This is a genomic window from Streptomyces sp. NBC_01190 (assembly GCF_045039895.1).
In the GTDB taxonomy this organism is placed as follows: domain Bacteria; phylum Actinomycetota; class Actinomycetes; order Streptomycetales; family Streptomycetaceae; genus Actinacidiphila.
On record NZ_CP108580.1, the window covers coordinates 7542369 to 7557703 of the forward strand.

The 15335-nt window shown below is 72.5% G+C and carries 14 protein-coding genes and 1 pseudogene; 6 read left to right on the forward strand and 9 right to left on the reverse strand.

The genetic code is table 11. From position 1 onward, the window contains the following. Nucleotides 1-139 precede the first annotated feature (139 nt). The gene (locus tag OG519_RS31685) at nt 140-1213 is read left to right on the forward strand and encodes an HTTM domain-containing protein (protein WP_405591262.1); all 1074 of its coding nucleotides are present in this window, start codon (nt 140-142) and stop codon (nt 1211-1213) included. 93 nt (nt 1214-1306) lie between these two features. After that, the gene (locus tag OG519_RS31690) at nt 1307-1675 is read left to right on the forward strand and encodes a DUF2267 domain-containing protein (RefSeq protein WP_405591265.1); all 369 of its coding nucleotides are present in this window, start codon (nt 1307-1309) and stop codon (nt 1673-1675) included. Between the two features lie 52 nt (nt 1676-1727). Here the strand turns inward: OG519_RS31690 and OG519_RS31695 are convergent, their stop codons facing one another. Further along, entirely contained in the window at nt 1728-2792 is a 1065-nt protein-coding gene (locus OG519_RS31695) for an LLM class oxidoreductase (protein ID WP_405591267.1), read from the reverse strand. 265 nt (nt 2793-3057) lie between these two features. Between OG519_RS31695 and OG519_RS31700 the strand changes: the two genes are divergently transcribed. Together OG519_RS31700 and OG519_RS31705 are read left to right on the forward strand one after the other, a co-directional pair. Next, nucleotides 3058-3855 (forward strand): hypothetical protein, encoded by a 798-nt coding sequence (locus OG519_RS31700; protein WP_405591269.1) that lies wholly within the window; start codon nt 3058-3060, stop codon nt 3853-3855. Then, complete coding sequence (locus tag OG519_RS31705; RefSeq protein ID WP_405591272.1) at nt 3852-4631, forward strand: hypothetical protein; 780 nt, start codon at nt 3852-3854, stop codon at nt 4629-4631. The genes OG519_RS31700 and OG519_RS31705 overlap by 4 nt, the downstream gene beginning before the upstream one ends. 29 nt (nt 4632-4660) lie before the next feature. Here OG519_RS31705 and OG519_RS31710 read toward each other — a convergent pair whose 3' ends face one another. The 8 genes from OG519_RS31710 to aroF all read right to left on the reverse strand — a co-directional run bounded on the left by OG519_RS31710 (nt 4661) and on the right by aroF (nt 14529). Beyond that, a complete protein-coding gene (locus OG519_RS31710) occupies nt 4661-6034 on the reverse strand; it encodes a hypothetical protein (RefSeq protein ID WP_405591275.1) in 1374 nt (457 codons plus the stop codon). Between the two features lie 91 nt (nt 6035-6125). Next, nucleotides 6126-7391 carry an MFS transporter gene (locus OG519_RS31715; protein ID WP_405591277.1) on the reverse strand — a complete coding sequence of 422 codons (1266 nt, stop codon included), beginning with the start codon at nt 7389-7391 and terminating at the stop codon, nt 6126-6128. 156 nt (nt 7392-7547) lie between these two features. Then, the gene (larC, locus tag OG519_RS31720) at nt 7548-8834 is read right to left on the reverse strand and encodes a nickel pincer cofactor biosynthesis protein LarC (RefSeq protein ID WP_405591280.1); all 1287 of its coding nucleotides are present in this window, start codon (nt 8832-8834) and stop codon (nt 7548-7550) included. Further along, nucleotides 8831-9649, reverse strand: a complete 819-nt coding sequence (larB, locus tag OG519_RS31725) for a nickel pincer cofactor biosynthesis protein LarB (protein ID WP_405591283.1) — start codon at nt 9647-9649, stop codon at nt 8831-8833. The genes larC and larB overlap by 4 nt, the downstream gene beginning before the upstream one ends. Next, entirely contained in the window at nt 9639-10418 is a 780-nt protein-coding gene (locus tag OG519_RS31730; RefSeq protein WP_405591286.1) for an ExsB family transcriptional regulator, read from the reverse strand. Before OG519_RS31730 ends, larB begins: the two co-directional genes overlap by 11 nt. 260 nt (nt 10419-10678) lie before the next feature. Further along, complete coding sequence (locus tag OG519_RS31735) at nt 10679-12178, reverse strand: isochorismate synthase MenF (protein WP_405591288.1); 1500 nt, start codon at nt 12176-12178, stop codon at nt 10679-10681. 2 nt (nt 12179-12180) lie between these two features. Next, nucleotides 12181-13446 carry a phenazine biosynthesis protein gene (locus tag OG519_RS31740; protein WP_405591291.1) on the reverse strand — a complete coding sequence of 422 codons (1266 nt, stop codon included), beginning with the start codon at nt 13444-13446 and terminating at the stop codon, nt 12181-12183. 39 nt (nt 13447-13485) lie between these two features. After that, nucleotides 13486-14529 carry a 3-deoxy-7-phosphoheptulonate synthase gene (aroF, locus tag OG519_RS31745; RefSeq protein WP_405591293.1) on the reverse strand — a complete coding sequence of 348 codons (1044 nt, stop codon included), beginning with the start codon at nt 14527-14529 and terminating at the stop codon, nt 13486-13488. Between the two features lie 332 nt (nt 14530-14861). Here aroF and OG519_RS31750 point away from each other — a divergent pair. Both OG519_RS31750 and OG519_RS31755 read left to right on the forward strand, forming a co-directional pair. Then, nucleotides 14862-14987, forward strand: a pseudogene (locus tag OG519_RS31750) (cyclase family protein); the annotation flags it as partial. 74 nt (nt 14988-15061) lie between these two features. Further along, complete coding sequence (locus OG519_RS31755) at nt 15062-15226, forward strand: hypothetical protein (protein ID WP_405593219.1); 165 nt, start codon at nt 15062-15064, stop codon at nt 15224-15226. The last annotated feature ends 109 nt before the right edge of the window (nt 15227-15335 follow it).

Consider the following 15335-nt stretch of genomic DNA (forward strand, 5'->3'; position numbering starts at 1 on the left):
ACCCGAAGCGAGCGCCCTTCCCAAGCCCGCCCCCGCACCCGCCCCCGCTTCCGGGCCGGCAGCTGAGCGCGCACCCGCGCCCGCGCCCGCTCCCGCACCCATCCCCGCACCCTGGCCGTCCCTTCGCGCGGCGTCCCGCGTGGATCACGCGTTCGCCCTGCTCACCGGCCGGCCCATCTCCCTCTACGCCGCCGCCGTGCTGCGGATCGGCTACGGGCTGATCTATCTCGGCTTCCTGCTGCGGGAGTTCACCCACCGCGACGAGATCTGGGGCCCCGACTCGCCGTGGACACCGGCGCTGGCCAGGGAGCTGTTCCAGCAGACCGGCTGGTTCAGCTTCCTCACCTGGTGGGACAGCACGCTCTACCTCGACTTCTGCTACGTGGCGGCCGTCGCCGTCTGCGCGCTGTTCCTCCTCGGCTGGCGGACCCGGCTGATGTCCGTCCTGTTCGCGGTCGTGGTGGCGGCCTTCCACGCGCGGGCCATCTTCATGACCGACGGGGGCGACAATCTGATCCTCCTGATGGCGCTCTACCTCACCTGCACCGCCTGCGGCCGTCACTGGTCGCTGGACGCGCGCAGAAGGGCGCGCCGTGCCCGCGGCGGACGGCCCGGTCGGTGGGCGCTGTGGCGGGCGGCGAGCGAGGTGTGGTCGCAGGCCGGGCCGGCCCGCGCATCCGTGGTCACCACGGTCCACAACTGCGCGATGTTCGTCATCGCCGCCCAGGTCTGCCTGCTCTACGGCTCCGCCGGGCTCTACAAGGTGCAGGGCGCGTCCTGGCAGAACGGCACCGCGCTGCACTACGTGATGAACCTCGCCCTCTTCCGGCCCTGGCCCGGACTGTCCGCACTGGTCGACGGCCACCCGCTCTTCATCAGCTTCGCCAGCTATCTGACCGTGCTGCTCCAGATCGCCTTCCCCTTCGCGCTGTTCAGCCGGCTCAAGTACGTCATCCTCGTCCTGCTGCTGGGGATGCACATCGGTATCGCGGTGCTCATGGGACTGCCGATCTTCTCCGGCGCCATGATCGTCGCCGACGCCGCCTTCCTGCCGGACCGCTTCTACCGCGCCTGCGGTGACCTCTGCCGCCGCGCCTTCCGAAGCTCCGACGGGCCGGCGGCCGCACGCCACCGGCCGGCGGCCGGCCGGAGCTTCGTACCGACGCAACCCGGGGACGCCACGACACTCCCGGCCGCGGGCGGCGGTGCTTGACGGGCGGCTCGCACGATCGGGTGGGATCATGGCCGGGGGTGGGCGAGGAGCGGTGGGGCTTTCGCATTCCGCACACCGAGAAGAGGACGATCGATGGACTTCCCGGAATTCGTTCAGGCCGTGGCCACCCGTGCGCGTCTGACGCGCGAGGAGGCCGCCGACCTCAGCCGCGCCTCACTGGAGCTGCTGGGGCACATGCTCAGCTCCGGCGAGGCGCGCGAGCTGGCCCCCGAACTCCCCGACGAGCTCGGCGACTACGTGCGGCAGGGAGCCGAGCGCCACGAGCGGCTTGACTTCCAGGAGGCGGTGGTCAGGATCCAGCGGCACGTCGGACTCTCCGGGCCGGAGAGCGACCGGGGCTTTCGCGCGGTCCTGGCGACACTCCGTGCGGCGGTCTCGGAAACCGGGTTCGACAACGCCATGTCGCAGCTCGGCCACGAGTTCCTCCAGGCGATTCCGTAGCCCGCCGGAGTCCTCGCGGGTCCTCGCGGGTCCTCGCGGTCCTCACCTGCCCTCAAGCCGCCTCGCCCACCTTGACCAGCGGCTTCTCCTCGTCCGTGACCGGGACACCGGGCGGGAAGTGCGGCAGTACGTACTCGGCCAGCTCGTCGATCACCTCCGAGACCGGCCGCCGGCTCTGCTTGAAGTTGAGCATGAGCTGGTCGACGCCGATCTCCTGCCACGCCAGCAGCATTTCGAGGAACGGCGAGCGGCCCACGGAGTAGCCCTGGTGGATACGGCTCGGCAGGGCCAGCGGATTCTCGCTCAGGTCGAGCGCGGTGGCCTGCGCGTAGGGCTTGAACACGCTGCCGGTCTCGGCGCTGTCGCCGCCGGTCAGCGCACGCCAGGCCCGGATGTTCGCCGCCTGCTGCTGGAACGGCGGGGTGTAGGAGAGCCGTCCGTCGGTGTTCTCCGCGATCCAATCGATGTCCTGCCCGCCGCGACCCCGCATCAGTACCGGGATCCGCCCGTACACCGGCTTGGGCAGCAGATCCGTGCCGTGCGTCCGGCCGAGCGGTGAGTCGACCTCCGGGAACCGCTGCTCCAGTACGGCCCGGAAGTAGGCCAGCGACTCCGGGAACCGTTCGTCCCGGGTCTCGCTGTCCTGCCCGAAGGCCGGGAACCCGATCAGCCGGTCACCGGTGGCGACGCCGAGCAGCAGCCGGCCGCCGGAGAGCCGGTCGACCGTCGATGCCGCCTTGGCGGTGTGCAGCGGATGGCGGAGCGGGAGCGCGATGCTCGCGGTGCCGAGCGTGATCGAGCCGGTGCACGCGCCGAGGTGGCCCAGATAGACCCAGGGGTCGAAGACCTGGCCCGCGTCGCCGAAATAGGGGTCGAGCAGGGGCACGTCCCTGACCCACACCGAGGCGAACCCGGCCCGTTCGGCCTGCTGGATGAGCTCGGTGTGCCCGGCCAGGGACGGTACGGCGCCGCGATAGCCCTCCAGCGGCGCGATCGCCCCCAGCGTCATCCTGCCGCCGGGGTACGCCCTGGCCATGGCCCGGTGCTCGGAGAACGGCCGCCTGGTCCGGCCTTCGACGTCCACGGGGCCGTGGCGCGCCGGTGTCGCTTCGGTCATGGATCCTCCCGCGCTCGCCGGTCCCTTCCATTGTTGGGGACGGCCGCCGATCCGACCGCTCGGGGCGGGCGCGGCCGGTGGCGGCGCGCACCCGGAGCCCGGCCGGCGCGCAGCGCGAGCGCCCCGCCGTCCCCCGTGCTGTACTGGCCGGGTGGACCCCAAACACCCCCTTTCGTCCGTCGCGCACCCCGGGCGGCCCGGTGCCGCGGCCCCCCGGTCCGCGCGCGAACGGCACGCCGACGAGGTGCGCAAAAGGGTCCGGCTGATGATCGAGATCACCGCCCGGGCCGGTGAGTACCGCAAGGGACTGATGACGGCGGCGGAGGCCCTCAGCCCCGAGGAGGCGGTCATCGTCACCGACCTGGAGCGCAACGGCCTCCAGGTGCCGCAACTGCACGACCTGCTGTGCGGCGGCCATGTGCTGGTGGACGATCCGGGGCTCTACGAGGAGTGGCGGTTCGCCAAGGTCAGCTATCCGCGGCTGTCCAGCCACCACCACGACATCGACAAGAAGCGCTACCCCGACATCGGGATGCGCGGCCAGGTGGTCAGGGAGAAGCTGCACGGGCGCACCCGGCAGGGGACCTGGGTGCAGTTGGAGAAGACCCCGGCCGCCTTCGGCACGCGCAAGCTGCCCAGCCCGAGCGACCTGCGGCATCTGGTGGACTATCTGATCTACCGCTTCACCCGGAGCAATGTCGGCCCCTGGGGCCTGTCCCGGATGACCGAGCGGCGCCCGATGTACCTGTCGCCGAACCTGGCGCTGCCCACCTCCCTCACCCCGCCGGTCGCCTCGGCGCTCACCCGGTCGCTGCGCCGGATCGAGCTGGACGACGACGTGACCGCCGTGTCCGAGGACCTGGCGGGCCGGTTCCCGCCGCCGGACCGGGCCGATCTGGCCGGCGAACTCGGCCAGGCCCTCTCCGGCAGGTCCGGCCGGGGCCTGTTCGGCAACTCCGAGGTCTGGGTCACCGAGACGCCGTCGCGCTCGGCCGCCGCGGTCCTCCACGAGTCCCATCAGCCACCGCCGTTCACCATGCCGCGGACGGGAGGATCGTCATGACCGACGACGAAGGGAACGTTCCCGCGTCGGCCCCGGGCGGCCCCGGCGAGGCGGCCGTACCCGAAGGGCTGGTCGCGGCCGTGGTGGACCTGGTCGACACCGGACCGGTGCTGCTCGGCGCGTACACCATCGCCGAACTCACCGCGGTGGACGCGATCGTGGACTTCCTCGAGGCGCGCCCTTCGGACGACGTGCTCGCCGAGGCCGTCCGCTCACTGGCGGCGCGCCAACTGCTGCTGGCCGGTTCCACCGGGGAGCAGATCCAGGTACGGGGCGACCTGGGCATCGCGGTGGCGTTCCAGCAGCGGGCCCGGCGGGTGCTCGACGCCCGCGCGACCGGGACGGTGCCGGGCGAGCCCTGGCGGATCCTGGTGCTTCCGCAGCCCGAGGAGATCGTGCTGATGGTCCGGATCGACGCGCTCGGCGTCCACCAGATCGGCCTCTACAAACTCGACGGGGCCCTCGACATGCTCACCGACTGGCTGCCGAAAGGGCCCGAAGCGGACCCCGATCCGGCGACCGACACCGACGCGGTGCTCGCCGCCGCCGAACGGTCCGCGCTGATCACGGTCACCCAGTACACGGCGCGGGGTTCGGCCGAGGTCGCCGGGGCCAGCACCGACCTCGTCCTCGCCCGCCACGACGGACAACTGCACGTCCTCGCCCGGGACCCGGGCGACAAGGACCGGCTGGTGCCGAGCCGGGGCCAGGGCAAGGACGGCGTCCGCGACCGGCTGACGGCATTGCTGACCTCCGACACGGCCGTCGGCGTCTGACCGACGGCCGGGGCGCGTCGCGTGTCGGCCTAGGAGACGGCCGGCGCCGTCTGATGGAGTACGGCGCCCACGTGGGCGCCGTTCGCCACGTTCACCACGACCTCTCCCGCGGCCGCCGGGATGGCGCGGACGCTGGCGCCGGCGAAGCCGTTGACGCCGGTGACGATGCCCCAGACGGCCCGGAAGGGGCGCAGCTCACCGCTTTCGTCCGGGAACGACTCCAGGTTGGCGCGGATCCGCCGCTGGATGACGTAAGGGCCGTCGAGGGCCGCGGTGATCTCCGTCCGCCACAGCTCGGGGGTGAGATCGTCGGCCCAGCCCAGCAGCACGCCCTTGCCGCCGGACAACGAGGTGGGTTTCAGGACCAGTTCGCGCTGGTGGGCGAGCGCGTACTCGACGAGGTCGACGCGCTCGCCGCTCTCCAGGGCGACCGGACCCGGCCGGGTCATCCGGGTCCAGGGCAGGACGCGGTCCAGGCTCGCCGACTCCGCCGCGCTGAACAGATGACGGTTGCGCTCGTCCGAGAGCAGCGCGAGCGCGCCCTTGCTGGCATAGGCCGCGGTGTCCATCGGAGTGAAGATCCTGACCTCGCCCCGTCGCGCCGCGTCGAAGACCGGCTCCATGAGACTCCGCACCTCGGGCGAGAGCACGTCCCCGATGAGGAAGGTGCGGACGACGATGTCCACCGCCTTGTCGCCCAGCCACACCCGGCCGTCCCGTACGTCCAGATGTCCAAGGTGGCAGGGGTAGGCCGCCAGCCCGAACTCCGCCCACCGCTCGCACAGAGCGGTCATGTACGAGACCTCCTTCGCGAAGCTGCCCGGCCAGTCGGTCAGGGCGACGACCGGCCGGTCGCCCGCCGCGAACCCGCTCTCCACCAGCACGTTGTTCACCTGCTCGCGCAGCGAGTCCACGAAGCCGAGCCCATGGGTTTCGGCGAATCCGGCGAGCGCGGGGTGTTCGAGCAGCTCCCGGCAGATGTCGACGTTGTCCATCCCGCCGACCGAGCTGCCGATGTTCAGCTCCAGCAGCTTGAACCCGGCGCCGTCGAAGATCATGTCCGCCCGGGTCTGCCGCGTCATGGCCGCGCCCCGGCCCCGCAGCACCGCGGCGACCTGGACCTCGTCGAGTCCCACCGCGCGGGCGAAGGCGGCGAAGTCGCCGCCGAAGAGCCGGTCGGGGAGGCCGGCCAGCGCGGTCAGCAAGGTGTCCAGGTCGGCCGCCAGCCGGGCGTGCTCGGCGGCGCCGAGGAACACCGGGCGGGAGAGCCACCGACCCACGCCGCCCGGTTTGTCGCTGTTGAGTATCTTGTTCTCCGGCAGCGCTCCCAGCAGTTCACTCGCCCTCGGCCGGGTGCTCTCCAGTGTGGCCAGGTACTCCGCCGTCAAGGAGGCGTGGTCCATGCGAACCTCTCTCTGCGTCTTCTGTGGTGCCGGTCGGATCGACGGCACCGGGCATCCGGGCCCGCCCGCCGGGGGGTCGGCGAACTCGGGATCAGGCGGGGGAGGTCGCCGCGGCCGTGACGGGCGGCGCCGGATAGCGGACCGCCTCGGCCGGCAGCGAGCGCTCGACGCGCAGCAGCAGCAGGCCGCCGAGCAGTGTGGTGACCGTGACCAGCAGCCAGGGCAGGCGGCCGTCGACGGCGAGCAGCGCGGTGAAAAGGGTGGGCGTCAGTGCGTAGGCGATCGACCAGGAGAGCTGGTAGGCCGCCAGGTAGCGGCCGCGCAGCGCCCGCGGGGCCGCCGCCTGGGAGAGCGCGCCGGAGGCCGGGCTGTGCACCAGCTCACCCGCCGTCATGATGATCACGGCCGTCAGCACCCCGGCCATCAGCAGCGGCACGTTGTGCGGGCGGACCGTGCCGAGCAGGATCTGCACGAGGAAGGCGGTCGCGAACATCGCGGCTCCGCCGGCCGCCGCCCGGCTCCGGGTGGTGAAACGGCGCCGGGCCAGAGCCGCGACGGGCACGCCGAGGGTCGCGCAGAGCACCGTGTTGACCAGGAACGCGACACCGGTGAGCCCCTGCGGCATGTCCAGCCAGCCGACGGCGTAGATGGGGAGCAGTACGGTCAGCGACGTGTAGCCGAGTGCCACCAGCAGATTGGCGAGGATGAGGGTGAGGAACGGCCGGTCCCTGGCGACCATCCGGTAGGAACCGCCGGGTGCGGCGGGGTTCTTGGCGGCCGGGGCGACGCTGACCGGGGTGCGCAGGGCCAGCAGCGCCGCGATGATGAAGCTGGCCGCGTTCAGATAGGCGGCGAAGAGATAGCCGGCGTCCCCGGCGGTGGCGATCAGCAGCGACGCGATCAGGGTGCCGGCGCCGAGGCCGGCGTTGCCGAGGCTGCGTTGGAGCGCCTGCATCCGGTCCCGGTCGGTGCCGTCGACGAGTTCGGCGATCCTCGCCTGGAGCACGGCGGGGAAGGCCCGGGTGCCGACCGCGGTGAGCAGAGCCAGGCCGGCGAAGGTGAGCAGGTGGTCGGCGAGCGGGAAGCAGGCGAAGCTGACCCCGCGCAGGACGTAGAGGGACAGCTGCACGCCGCGGGCGCCGAAGCGGTCGACGGCCGCGCCGGCGACCGGCAGCGCGGCGACGCCGACCAGCCCCGTGGCGGTGAGCACGAGGCCGATCACGGTCAACGGCAACCCGGTGACGTGGCGGAAGAAGACCAGACTGAAGGGGACGTACATGCCGGAGCCGGTCGCGTCGATGGCGATTCCGGTGACCAGGGCACGCTCACCGCGGAAGCCGGGGCGCAGGAAGGACATGGATCTCCAGAGGGTGAGCAAGGGTCGGGCGGGGTTTCGCTCCCGCGAGGGGTGAGGTGTGCGCCCCGTCAGGGCGGTGGGATGTCGCGAAAGGTGAGGTGTGCGCCCCTGCCAGGGGTGCGAGGAACTGCGCGGCCCCGGCCACGATCACCTGCTTCATGATGGATCCGACCGCTGGCTTTCCGGGGTGCTGTCCGTGCTGCTTTCCGTGAGGTGCGCCGCGGCGGCGATCGAGCGGGCCAGGGCCGTCTTCACCGGGATCCCCAGCCGCGCCGCCGCGGCGACCACGTCCTCGTACTCCGGCTGGACGTTGACGACCCGGCCCAGATACCGCGCGACCTTCACCCGGACCGCGGCGCCGCCCACCACCACCGTCTCCGTCTGGCGCGCCAACTCGTGCTTGCCCACCCGGTAGGCGCGGGTGCCGATGGTGGAGGTCTCGGTCATGACCGTCTCCCGCACCGCGGCGAGCGCGGACGGTGCGCAGAGGACGGAGAGGGTGTGGGCGGGCCGCCCCTTCTTCATCAGGATCGGTGTGAGCCAGGCGTCGGAGGCGCCGATCGCCAGCAGCCGGGTCAGTACGTGCGGCCAGATCCGCGGATCGAGGTCGTCGACGTTCGCTTCGACCACCACCGCCTCGGTCAGTGCCGGGCCGCCCGGCGGGGAGTCCCGCTGGGCGGTTCCGAGCACGACCCGGACGACGTTCGGGGTGCCGGGGAGGTCGCGGGTGCCGGCGCCGACGCCGTTGGCCCGCACCCGGAGCGGGGGCAGACCGCCCCACTCGGAGCAGATCGAGACGATGAGCGCCGCTCCGGTCGGGGTGCACATCTCGTACGGGAGGTCGCCGGAGCGGGCCGGCGCCTGGTGATCGGCGAGGAGCCGCAGGACGGCCGGTGTCGGAACGGCGATGTCCCCATGGGCGGTTCGCGCCCTGCCGCTGCCCAGGGTGAGCGGGGTCGAGGTGGCGCCGGTGATGCCCAACGCATGGTGCGCCACGGCCACTCCCACCACATCGCCGATGGCGTCGAGCGCGCCGACCTCGTGGAAGTGCACGTCGTCCACGGCGATGCCGTGGACGGCGGCCTCGGCGTGCGCGAGGGCGGCGAAGACCGATCGCGCCCGGTCCCGCACGGGCTCGGGCAGCGCCGCCTCCGTGAGCATCGCCCGGATGGTGTGCCAGGTGCGGTGCGGCGGGCCGGGGGCGGTACGGACCTGAGCTTTCGTCGCCGACATGCCACAGCGCAGCACCTTTTCGACGTCGACCCGGATGGCGCCGGGCGCGACCGCGTCGACCGCGCACTGGACCGCCGCCAACGGCGCTCCGGCATCGAGCAGCGCGCCCAGGATCATGTCACCCGCGGCCCCCGTCGAGCAGTCGAACCAGGCGAGCGTCTCCGAGGCGGCGCCGGCCGCCTCGGTGGTGAGTCCTTCCGCCGTGTTCACGGGCCCACCCGAGGCTCGGGCTCTTCGGCGGCCGCCCGTACCGGGCGGCGGGTCATCCTGGCCGCCGCGACCGCCGCGCCGAAGCCGTTGTCGATATTGCACACCACGACGCCGGGACCGCAGGAGTTGAGCATGGCGAGCAGGGCGGCCACACCGCCGAAGGAGGCCCCGTACCCGACACTGGTCGGCACCGCGACGACGGGGGCGCCGACCAGGCCGGCCACCACACTCGGCAGCGCGCCGTCCATCCCGGCCACGACGATCAGGCAGTCGGCGGCGTCCAGTTCGTCCCGTACCGCGAGCACCCGGTGGATGCCGGCCACCCCGACGTCCCGCACCATCCCCGTCGAGCAGCCGAACTCCCGCGCGACAAAGGCCGCTTCACGTGCCACCGGCTCGTCGGAGGTGCCCGCGGAGACCACCAGGACCCGGCCCCGGGGCGCCAGCAGCCCGCCGACCGCGGCGCAGCGTGCCTCCGGGTCGATACGCGCTCGCGGGAACGCCTCGGCGACCGCGGCCAGCGTCTCGTCGGGCAGCCGGGTGGCGACGCCGGAGCGATGCCCCGGCTGCCGGGCGAGCGCCCGCAGCAGGGCCACGGTCTGGGCCGCCGTCTTGCCGGCCCCGTAGATCACTTCGGGGTCGCCGGTGCGCGGGGCCCGCCCCGTGTCGAGGCGGGCGAAGCCGAGGTCCTCGATGCCGCTCGGGTCGGCCCGGCCGGTCAACGGCCCCGCCAGCAAGGCGCGCAGCGCCGTCTCCGGGCTCTCCGTCCCCGCGGCCACCTTGCGCAGCAGCGCGCCGACATCGTCACAATCCATCGCTCTGCCGCTCCTCGATCGTGTTGAGGGACCCCGAGGCGAATCCGGCCGGATCGACCTCCACCGAGTCGAAACCGGTGCCGCGGACGGCGGCGAGCGCCTCCGTACAGGCCTGCACCTCGGGCACCGCTGACCGGTCCACCTGGATCACCGCCCGGTCGCCGAGGTCACGGACCCGCAGGTCGTACGCGTCGATGCCGGCCCGGCGCAGACTCTCCCTGAGCGCCTGCTCGGCGGCGTCGACCCGGGCCAGCCGCTCCCGGCTGATGGCCAGGCCGTGCACGATCCGGCTGGAAAGGCAGGGCGAGGCGGGCTTGTCCCAGGTGGGCAGGTCCCACTCCCGGCTCGCGGTACGCACCTGCTCCTTGGTCAGCCCGGCGTCGGCGAGCGGGGTGACCACCCCGTGGCGCGCCGCCGCCTGGATGCCGGGACGGAAGGGGTCGGCGAGGTCGTCCGCGTTGGTCCCCGTCGCGACACGGGCGAGACCGCGCCGGGCGGCCACCTCGAGCAGCCGCGTGACCAGCTCGTCCTTGCAGAACCAGCAGCGGGCGCGGGAGTTCTCCCGGTATCCCGCCGCGTCCAGCTCATGGGTCGCGACGAAGGTGTGCTCGGCGCCCAGCGCCCCGGTGATCTCCCGTACGGCGCCCCGCTCGCGGCGCGAGAGGCTCGCCGAGCCACCGGTGGCGGCGAGCACCCGGTCGGGGCCGAGCGCGCGGACCGCGGCGGCCAGCAGCAGCGCCGAATCCGCGCCGCCGGAGAACGCCACCACGACCGAGCCCAGTTCCGTCAGCGCGCGGTGGAGGGCCGCGAGCCGGCGGACCAGGACGGGGTCGGCGGCAGTCGAGGAGGCAGAAGAGGCCGAAGAGTTCGGATAAGCCGACGAGTTCGGATAAGCCGACGAGTTCGGATAAGCCGACGAGTCTGTATAGACCGGGGGAGCCGGCGGAGACAGCGGGTCCAAGGCGGTCAGAGAAGTCGGAGGGGCCAGAGTGTCCAGAGGGACCAGTGAGTTCGGAAGCCGCACGGCGGTCACTCGATTTCCAGCGCGGACAGCATGGGCCGCAGCTTCGCGCAGGTCTCCGCGTACTCGGCCGCGGGATCGGAGTCGGCCACCAGACCGCAGCCGGCGTAGAGCGACGCGGAGGGGCCGTCGAGCAGCGCTGAGCGGATGGCGACCGCGAACTGGCCCTGACCTGTGGGGCCGGCCCAGCCGACCACGCCCGCGTACCAGCTCCGGTCGAGCCCCTCGTTGGCGGCGAGCCAGCTCAGCGCCTCCTCGCGGGGATGGCCGCCGAGGGCCGGTGTCGGGTGGAGGCGTTCGACGAAGTCGAGGATGCCCGCCGTCGAGTCCGCCGCCAGCGTGCCGCGGAGCTTGGTCGACAGGTGCTGCACATTGGCCAGCTTCACCACCCGGGGCGGTGTCTCGGCGGTGACGTCGGCGCACGCGTCGCCGAGGGCGTCACGCAGCATGGTGACGACCACGTCGTGCTCGTGCCGGATCTTGGCGCTGCCGACCAACTCGCGTTCGAGCGCGGCGTCCTCCTCCGGCGTCGCGCCGCGCGGCGTGGTGCCGGCCAGTCCCAGCGCGTGCACCGTACGGTCGCCGACCCGGACCAGGTACTCCGGGGTGGCACCGAGGAAGGTGTACTCCTCGTGGTCGACCGCGAAGACGGTGGTGCCGGGGTTGGCGCCGCGCAGCCGGTCCACCGCCGCCGGTACGTCGAAGGGCGCGGACGCCGTCACCCGCAGCTCACGGGCGAGCACCACCTTCTCGAAGTCGCCCGCGTGGATCCGGCCGGTGGCGGACCTGACCAGATCCTGCCAGGCCGCGGCGGACGGCAGCTCGACGCTGTGGCAGGTGCGTGCCGCCCGGGGGACCGGCGTCCGCTGCTCGGCGCCGGGGTCCGGCGTGAGGCACAACGCCGCGAGGTAGCGCAGACCGCCCGCCACCTGTTCGGGGTCGCTGTCGTGCAACAGGACAGCGTTGAGCCGCAGTTCGGCCGGCCCCGGCCGGTCCTCGGTGCCGGGCGCGCGCACCGTGCCACGGATCTGGCAGGCGGGCACCCACATCAGGGCGTCGGGGAGCCGGCCCATCTCGTAGCCGCTCTCGGCGTGGAAGGAGAAGCCGCCGACCGCCAGCGGGCCCGCGCCGGCCGGCAGCGAGACCGCGGCGGTGCCACCGCTGACAAGGTCGGGGACCAGCGCCTGCCAGGCGGCGCGCACCGACGCGACCCGCCGCGTACCCCGGCCGCGCAGATCGCGCGCGGAGCCGATCGCGACGAGGGAGCCGCCGTCCCAGGGAGACTGCCAGAGCAGGGAGCGCTGGGTGCTGCGGCGGGCGGCGCCCCAGATCGCCACGGGGTCGGCGCGGTTCAGCTCGCCGGCCCAGCTCGCCAGGACCGGGCGATGGAGCCGGCGCGCCCTGGCCAGCGCCTGTTCGCAGGTGGCGAGGAGGCCCTGGTGGTCGGCGTGGCCGAGTACGTCGCCCGGTCCCTCGGGCGAGATGACCGGCGCGGGGGTCCACGGCATGCTCAGTACACCCCTTCCACGGCGACCTGGCCGCCGTCCACGGTGAGCGGCCGGATGTCGGCGAGCCCGTCCTGCCGATAGCCGGCGGTCGGTTCGACGCGGAGCACCGCGTCGCGCTCCAGGGTCCAGGGCAGCAGCAGGTCCCGGGAGACCAGGCTGATCCTGGCCTGGCCGCGCTCGCCGTACCCCACCGATGTGCGGGTGTGCTCGGGGTCGACCACCCGGACCCGGCTGAAGGGGTGGAAGGGTACGAAGACGCAGCGCTCGGCGGCCGGCCGGCGGTGGGGTGCGGCGGCCGGCCCGGCCTGCGCGTCCTGCCGGGCCTGCCCGGCCCGCGGAGCCTGCCCGGCTTGCGCGGCCCGCGTGTCCGCCCGGGGGCGCTGCGGGGCGATGCCCATCATGGTGTTGCCGTAGAGGCCGACGACCGCGGCCTGCGGGAAGACCTCCTCCTCGAAGACCCGGAGCGTCTCCGGACTCACGCTGGTGCCCGCCCAGATGATGCCGCGCACCTTCCGCTGGACCAGGTCGAGCAGCCGCTCGTCGGCGGCGAGCGCTTCGAGGACCGGCGGGGTGGCGAAGAGCACCGAGACCGGCTGGGTGGAGAGCACGTCCTCGGCCTGGGCCAGGATGTGCCGCACATAGCGGGCCACCTCGTCCTTCCGCCCGTGCCGCACACTGCCCTTGACCCAGCGCGGGTCGAAGTCGATGTAGTGGCAGAAGGTGCTGCGCAACTGGGCGAGCAGCCCGATGGAGCGGCCGACGATGTGCGGTCCGGTCGGGCCGAGATGCAGCCAGTGGCCGTCGCCCTCGCCGGGGACGCCGTGCTCGGCGAGGACCTCGCTCACCCAGAGCACGCCGCCCCGGCGCGATCGCGACTCCACGATGCGCTTGGGCCGCCCGGTGGTGCCGCCGCTGTCGAAGACCTGGAAGTCCCAGCCGCTGCGGCCGATGCCGGCCGGGACCAGCGCGTCGACCGGGATGTCCCGCCAGTCCTCGCTGACGTCCGGGAAGAGATCCAGGTCGTCCCAGGTACGCACGTCGGTCAGCGGGTCGAAGTCCAGTTCCGCGGCACGCTTCACCCAGTACGGGGAGCCGGTCGCCGGGGAGAAGTGCCAGTGCATCGCGGCGCGGACGAAGTCCTCGGGCGCGAGGTCCGCGGTGAAGGGCTCGACGGGGTTGCCGGGGTTGCCGGGGTTCCTGGAGCTACCGGGGTTTCCGGGGTCGTGGGGGTTGCCGGGGCTGGTCGAGTTGTTCAGGGTGTCGAACATGTTCTCTCTCCACAAGACGGGTTGAGCGTCGCGGGTCGGCTAGACCTGGGCGAGGGAGTGGGAGTGCGGCGGTGACAGGGTGCGGCCGACCGCCTCCACCACGGGCTTGAGCCGGCCCATCAGGGTCGAGAACTCGTCCCCCGTCAGCGCCTGGGCGCCGTCGCACAACGCGTTGCGCGCGTCGGTGTGAACGTCGATGATCAGGCCGTCGGCGCCGCAGGACGCCGCCGCCAGCGACATCGGCCCGACCAGGTGGGGATGCCCGGTGCTGTGGCTGGGATCGACGATCACCGGCAGATGGGTGAGCCGCTTCGCCTCCGCCACCGCGCTGAGGTCCAGGGTGAACCGGGTACCGCGGTCGTAACCGCGGATGCCGCGCTCGCACAGGACCACATCACCGTTCCCCATGTGCATCACGTACTCGGCGGCGAGCAGCCACTCCTCGATCGTCGCCGCCATGCCCCGCTTCAGGAGCACCGGCCGTCCCGACGCGCCGGCCGCCCGCAGCAGATCGAAGTTCTGCATGTTGCGCGTCCCGATCTGGAGCATGTCGCTCTCCTCGGCGACGCATTCCACATCGCCCGGCGTGACCACCTCGGTGACGACCGGCAGCCCGGTCCGTCTGCGCTGCTCGGCGAGGAGGGCCAGCCCGGCGAGCCCCAAGCCCTGGAAGCTGTACGGCGATGTCCTGGGTTTGAAGGCCCCGCCGCGCAGCATGACCGCGCCGCCCGCCACCACGGCATCCGCCACCGCGTTCATCTGCGCCATGCTCTCCACCGCGCAGGGGCCCGCGATCACCGCGAACTCCGGGCCGCCGAAGACCGTTTCGGCGCCCGATCCGACCTTCACCCGGGTGTCCTCGGGGCGGAAGACGCGACTGGTGAGGCGCTGCGCGCCCGGCACCACCACGACGCGGTCAACACCGGGTGACTTCTCGACCGCGGCCGCCAGATCGGGCGTTCCGCTTCCTTCGGTGATGAGCGTCATGATATCCGCGATGGTGCTGGACACCGGAGCCAGACCATGGTGCTGGAGAAGTCCGACGACGAAATCCAACTGTTCACGGGTGGCTCGCGGACGCATTTCCACGATCATGGAGCACCTTCCCATCGGGTGTCGTACGTGAATTTCTGCGGCCCACCGACCGAAAGCCGGTGCCGCCGATCAATGATCCCCGAACCGCCGTCCCCGACCGGTCCGGGGAGGGCGACCTTCGCTTGCAGATTAGCCAGGGAAACCCCTTATCCGGCGGGCCCTGGCAGGATGTTGTCACCCTTGTCGACGCGCGTTGACCGGCCCCTGTCCGCATGCTGTGATGGCCGCGCCGCTTCCGTTGCGGAGGTGATCACCGGGCCGGTCGAGCAATGGAGCAGATCATGAAGATGATTGATATCAGCCAGGGCTGGTACCAGGGCATGCCCTCCTACGACGCGGCCTGGTATCCGAAATTCGATATCCGCAAAGCCATGACCCCGCGGACGGACCCGGCCGGCGGTGGCCGTACCTTCTCGGACCTGCGGATCTTTCCGCACAACGGCACCCATGTGGAGTCGGGTTACCACTTCTACGAGGACCGCGAGAAGATACCGAGCGCCCCGACGACCGCAGCGGCCAGGTGCACCGCCGGCTGCTGGGCGCCGGGATCCCCATCCTGGAGAACATCCAGAACCTCGATCAGGCCACCGGCCCGGTGGTCCAGTTGATGGCGCTGCCGGTCAAGATCTCCGGTGTGGAGGCCGCGCCGGCCCGCGCCGTGATCTTCGACGGCTGGCCCTTCTGAGCGCGCCGGATATCCGTCGGAATACCCGCCGGAATACCAGTCGGAATACGTGTCGGATACGCGTCGAATACGCCCGGGGGTTTCTGTCCCACGGTGCCGTACGGTGAGG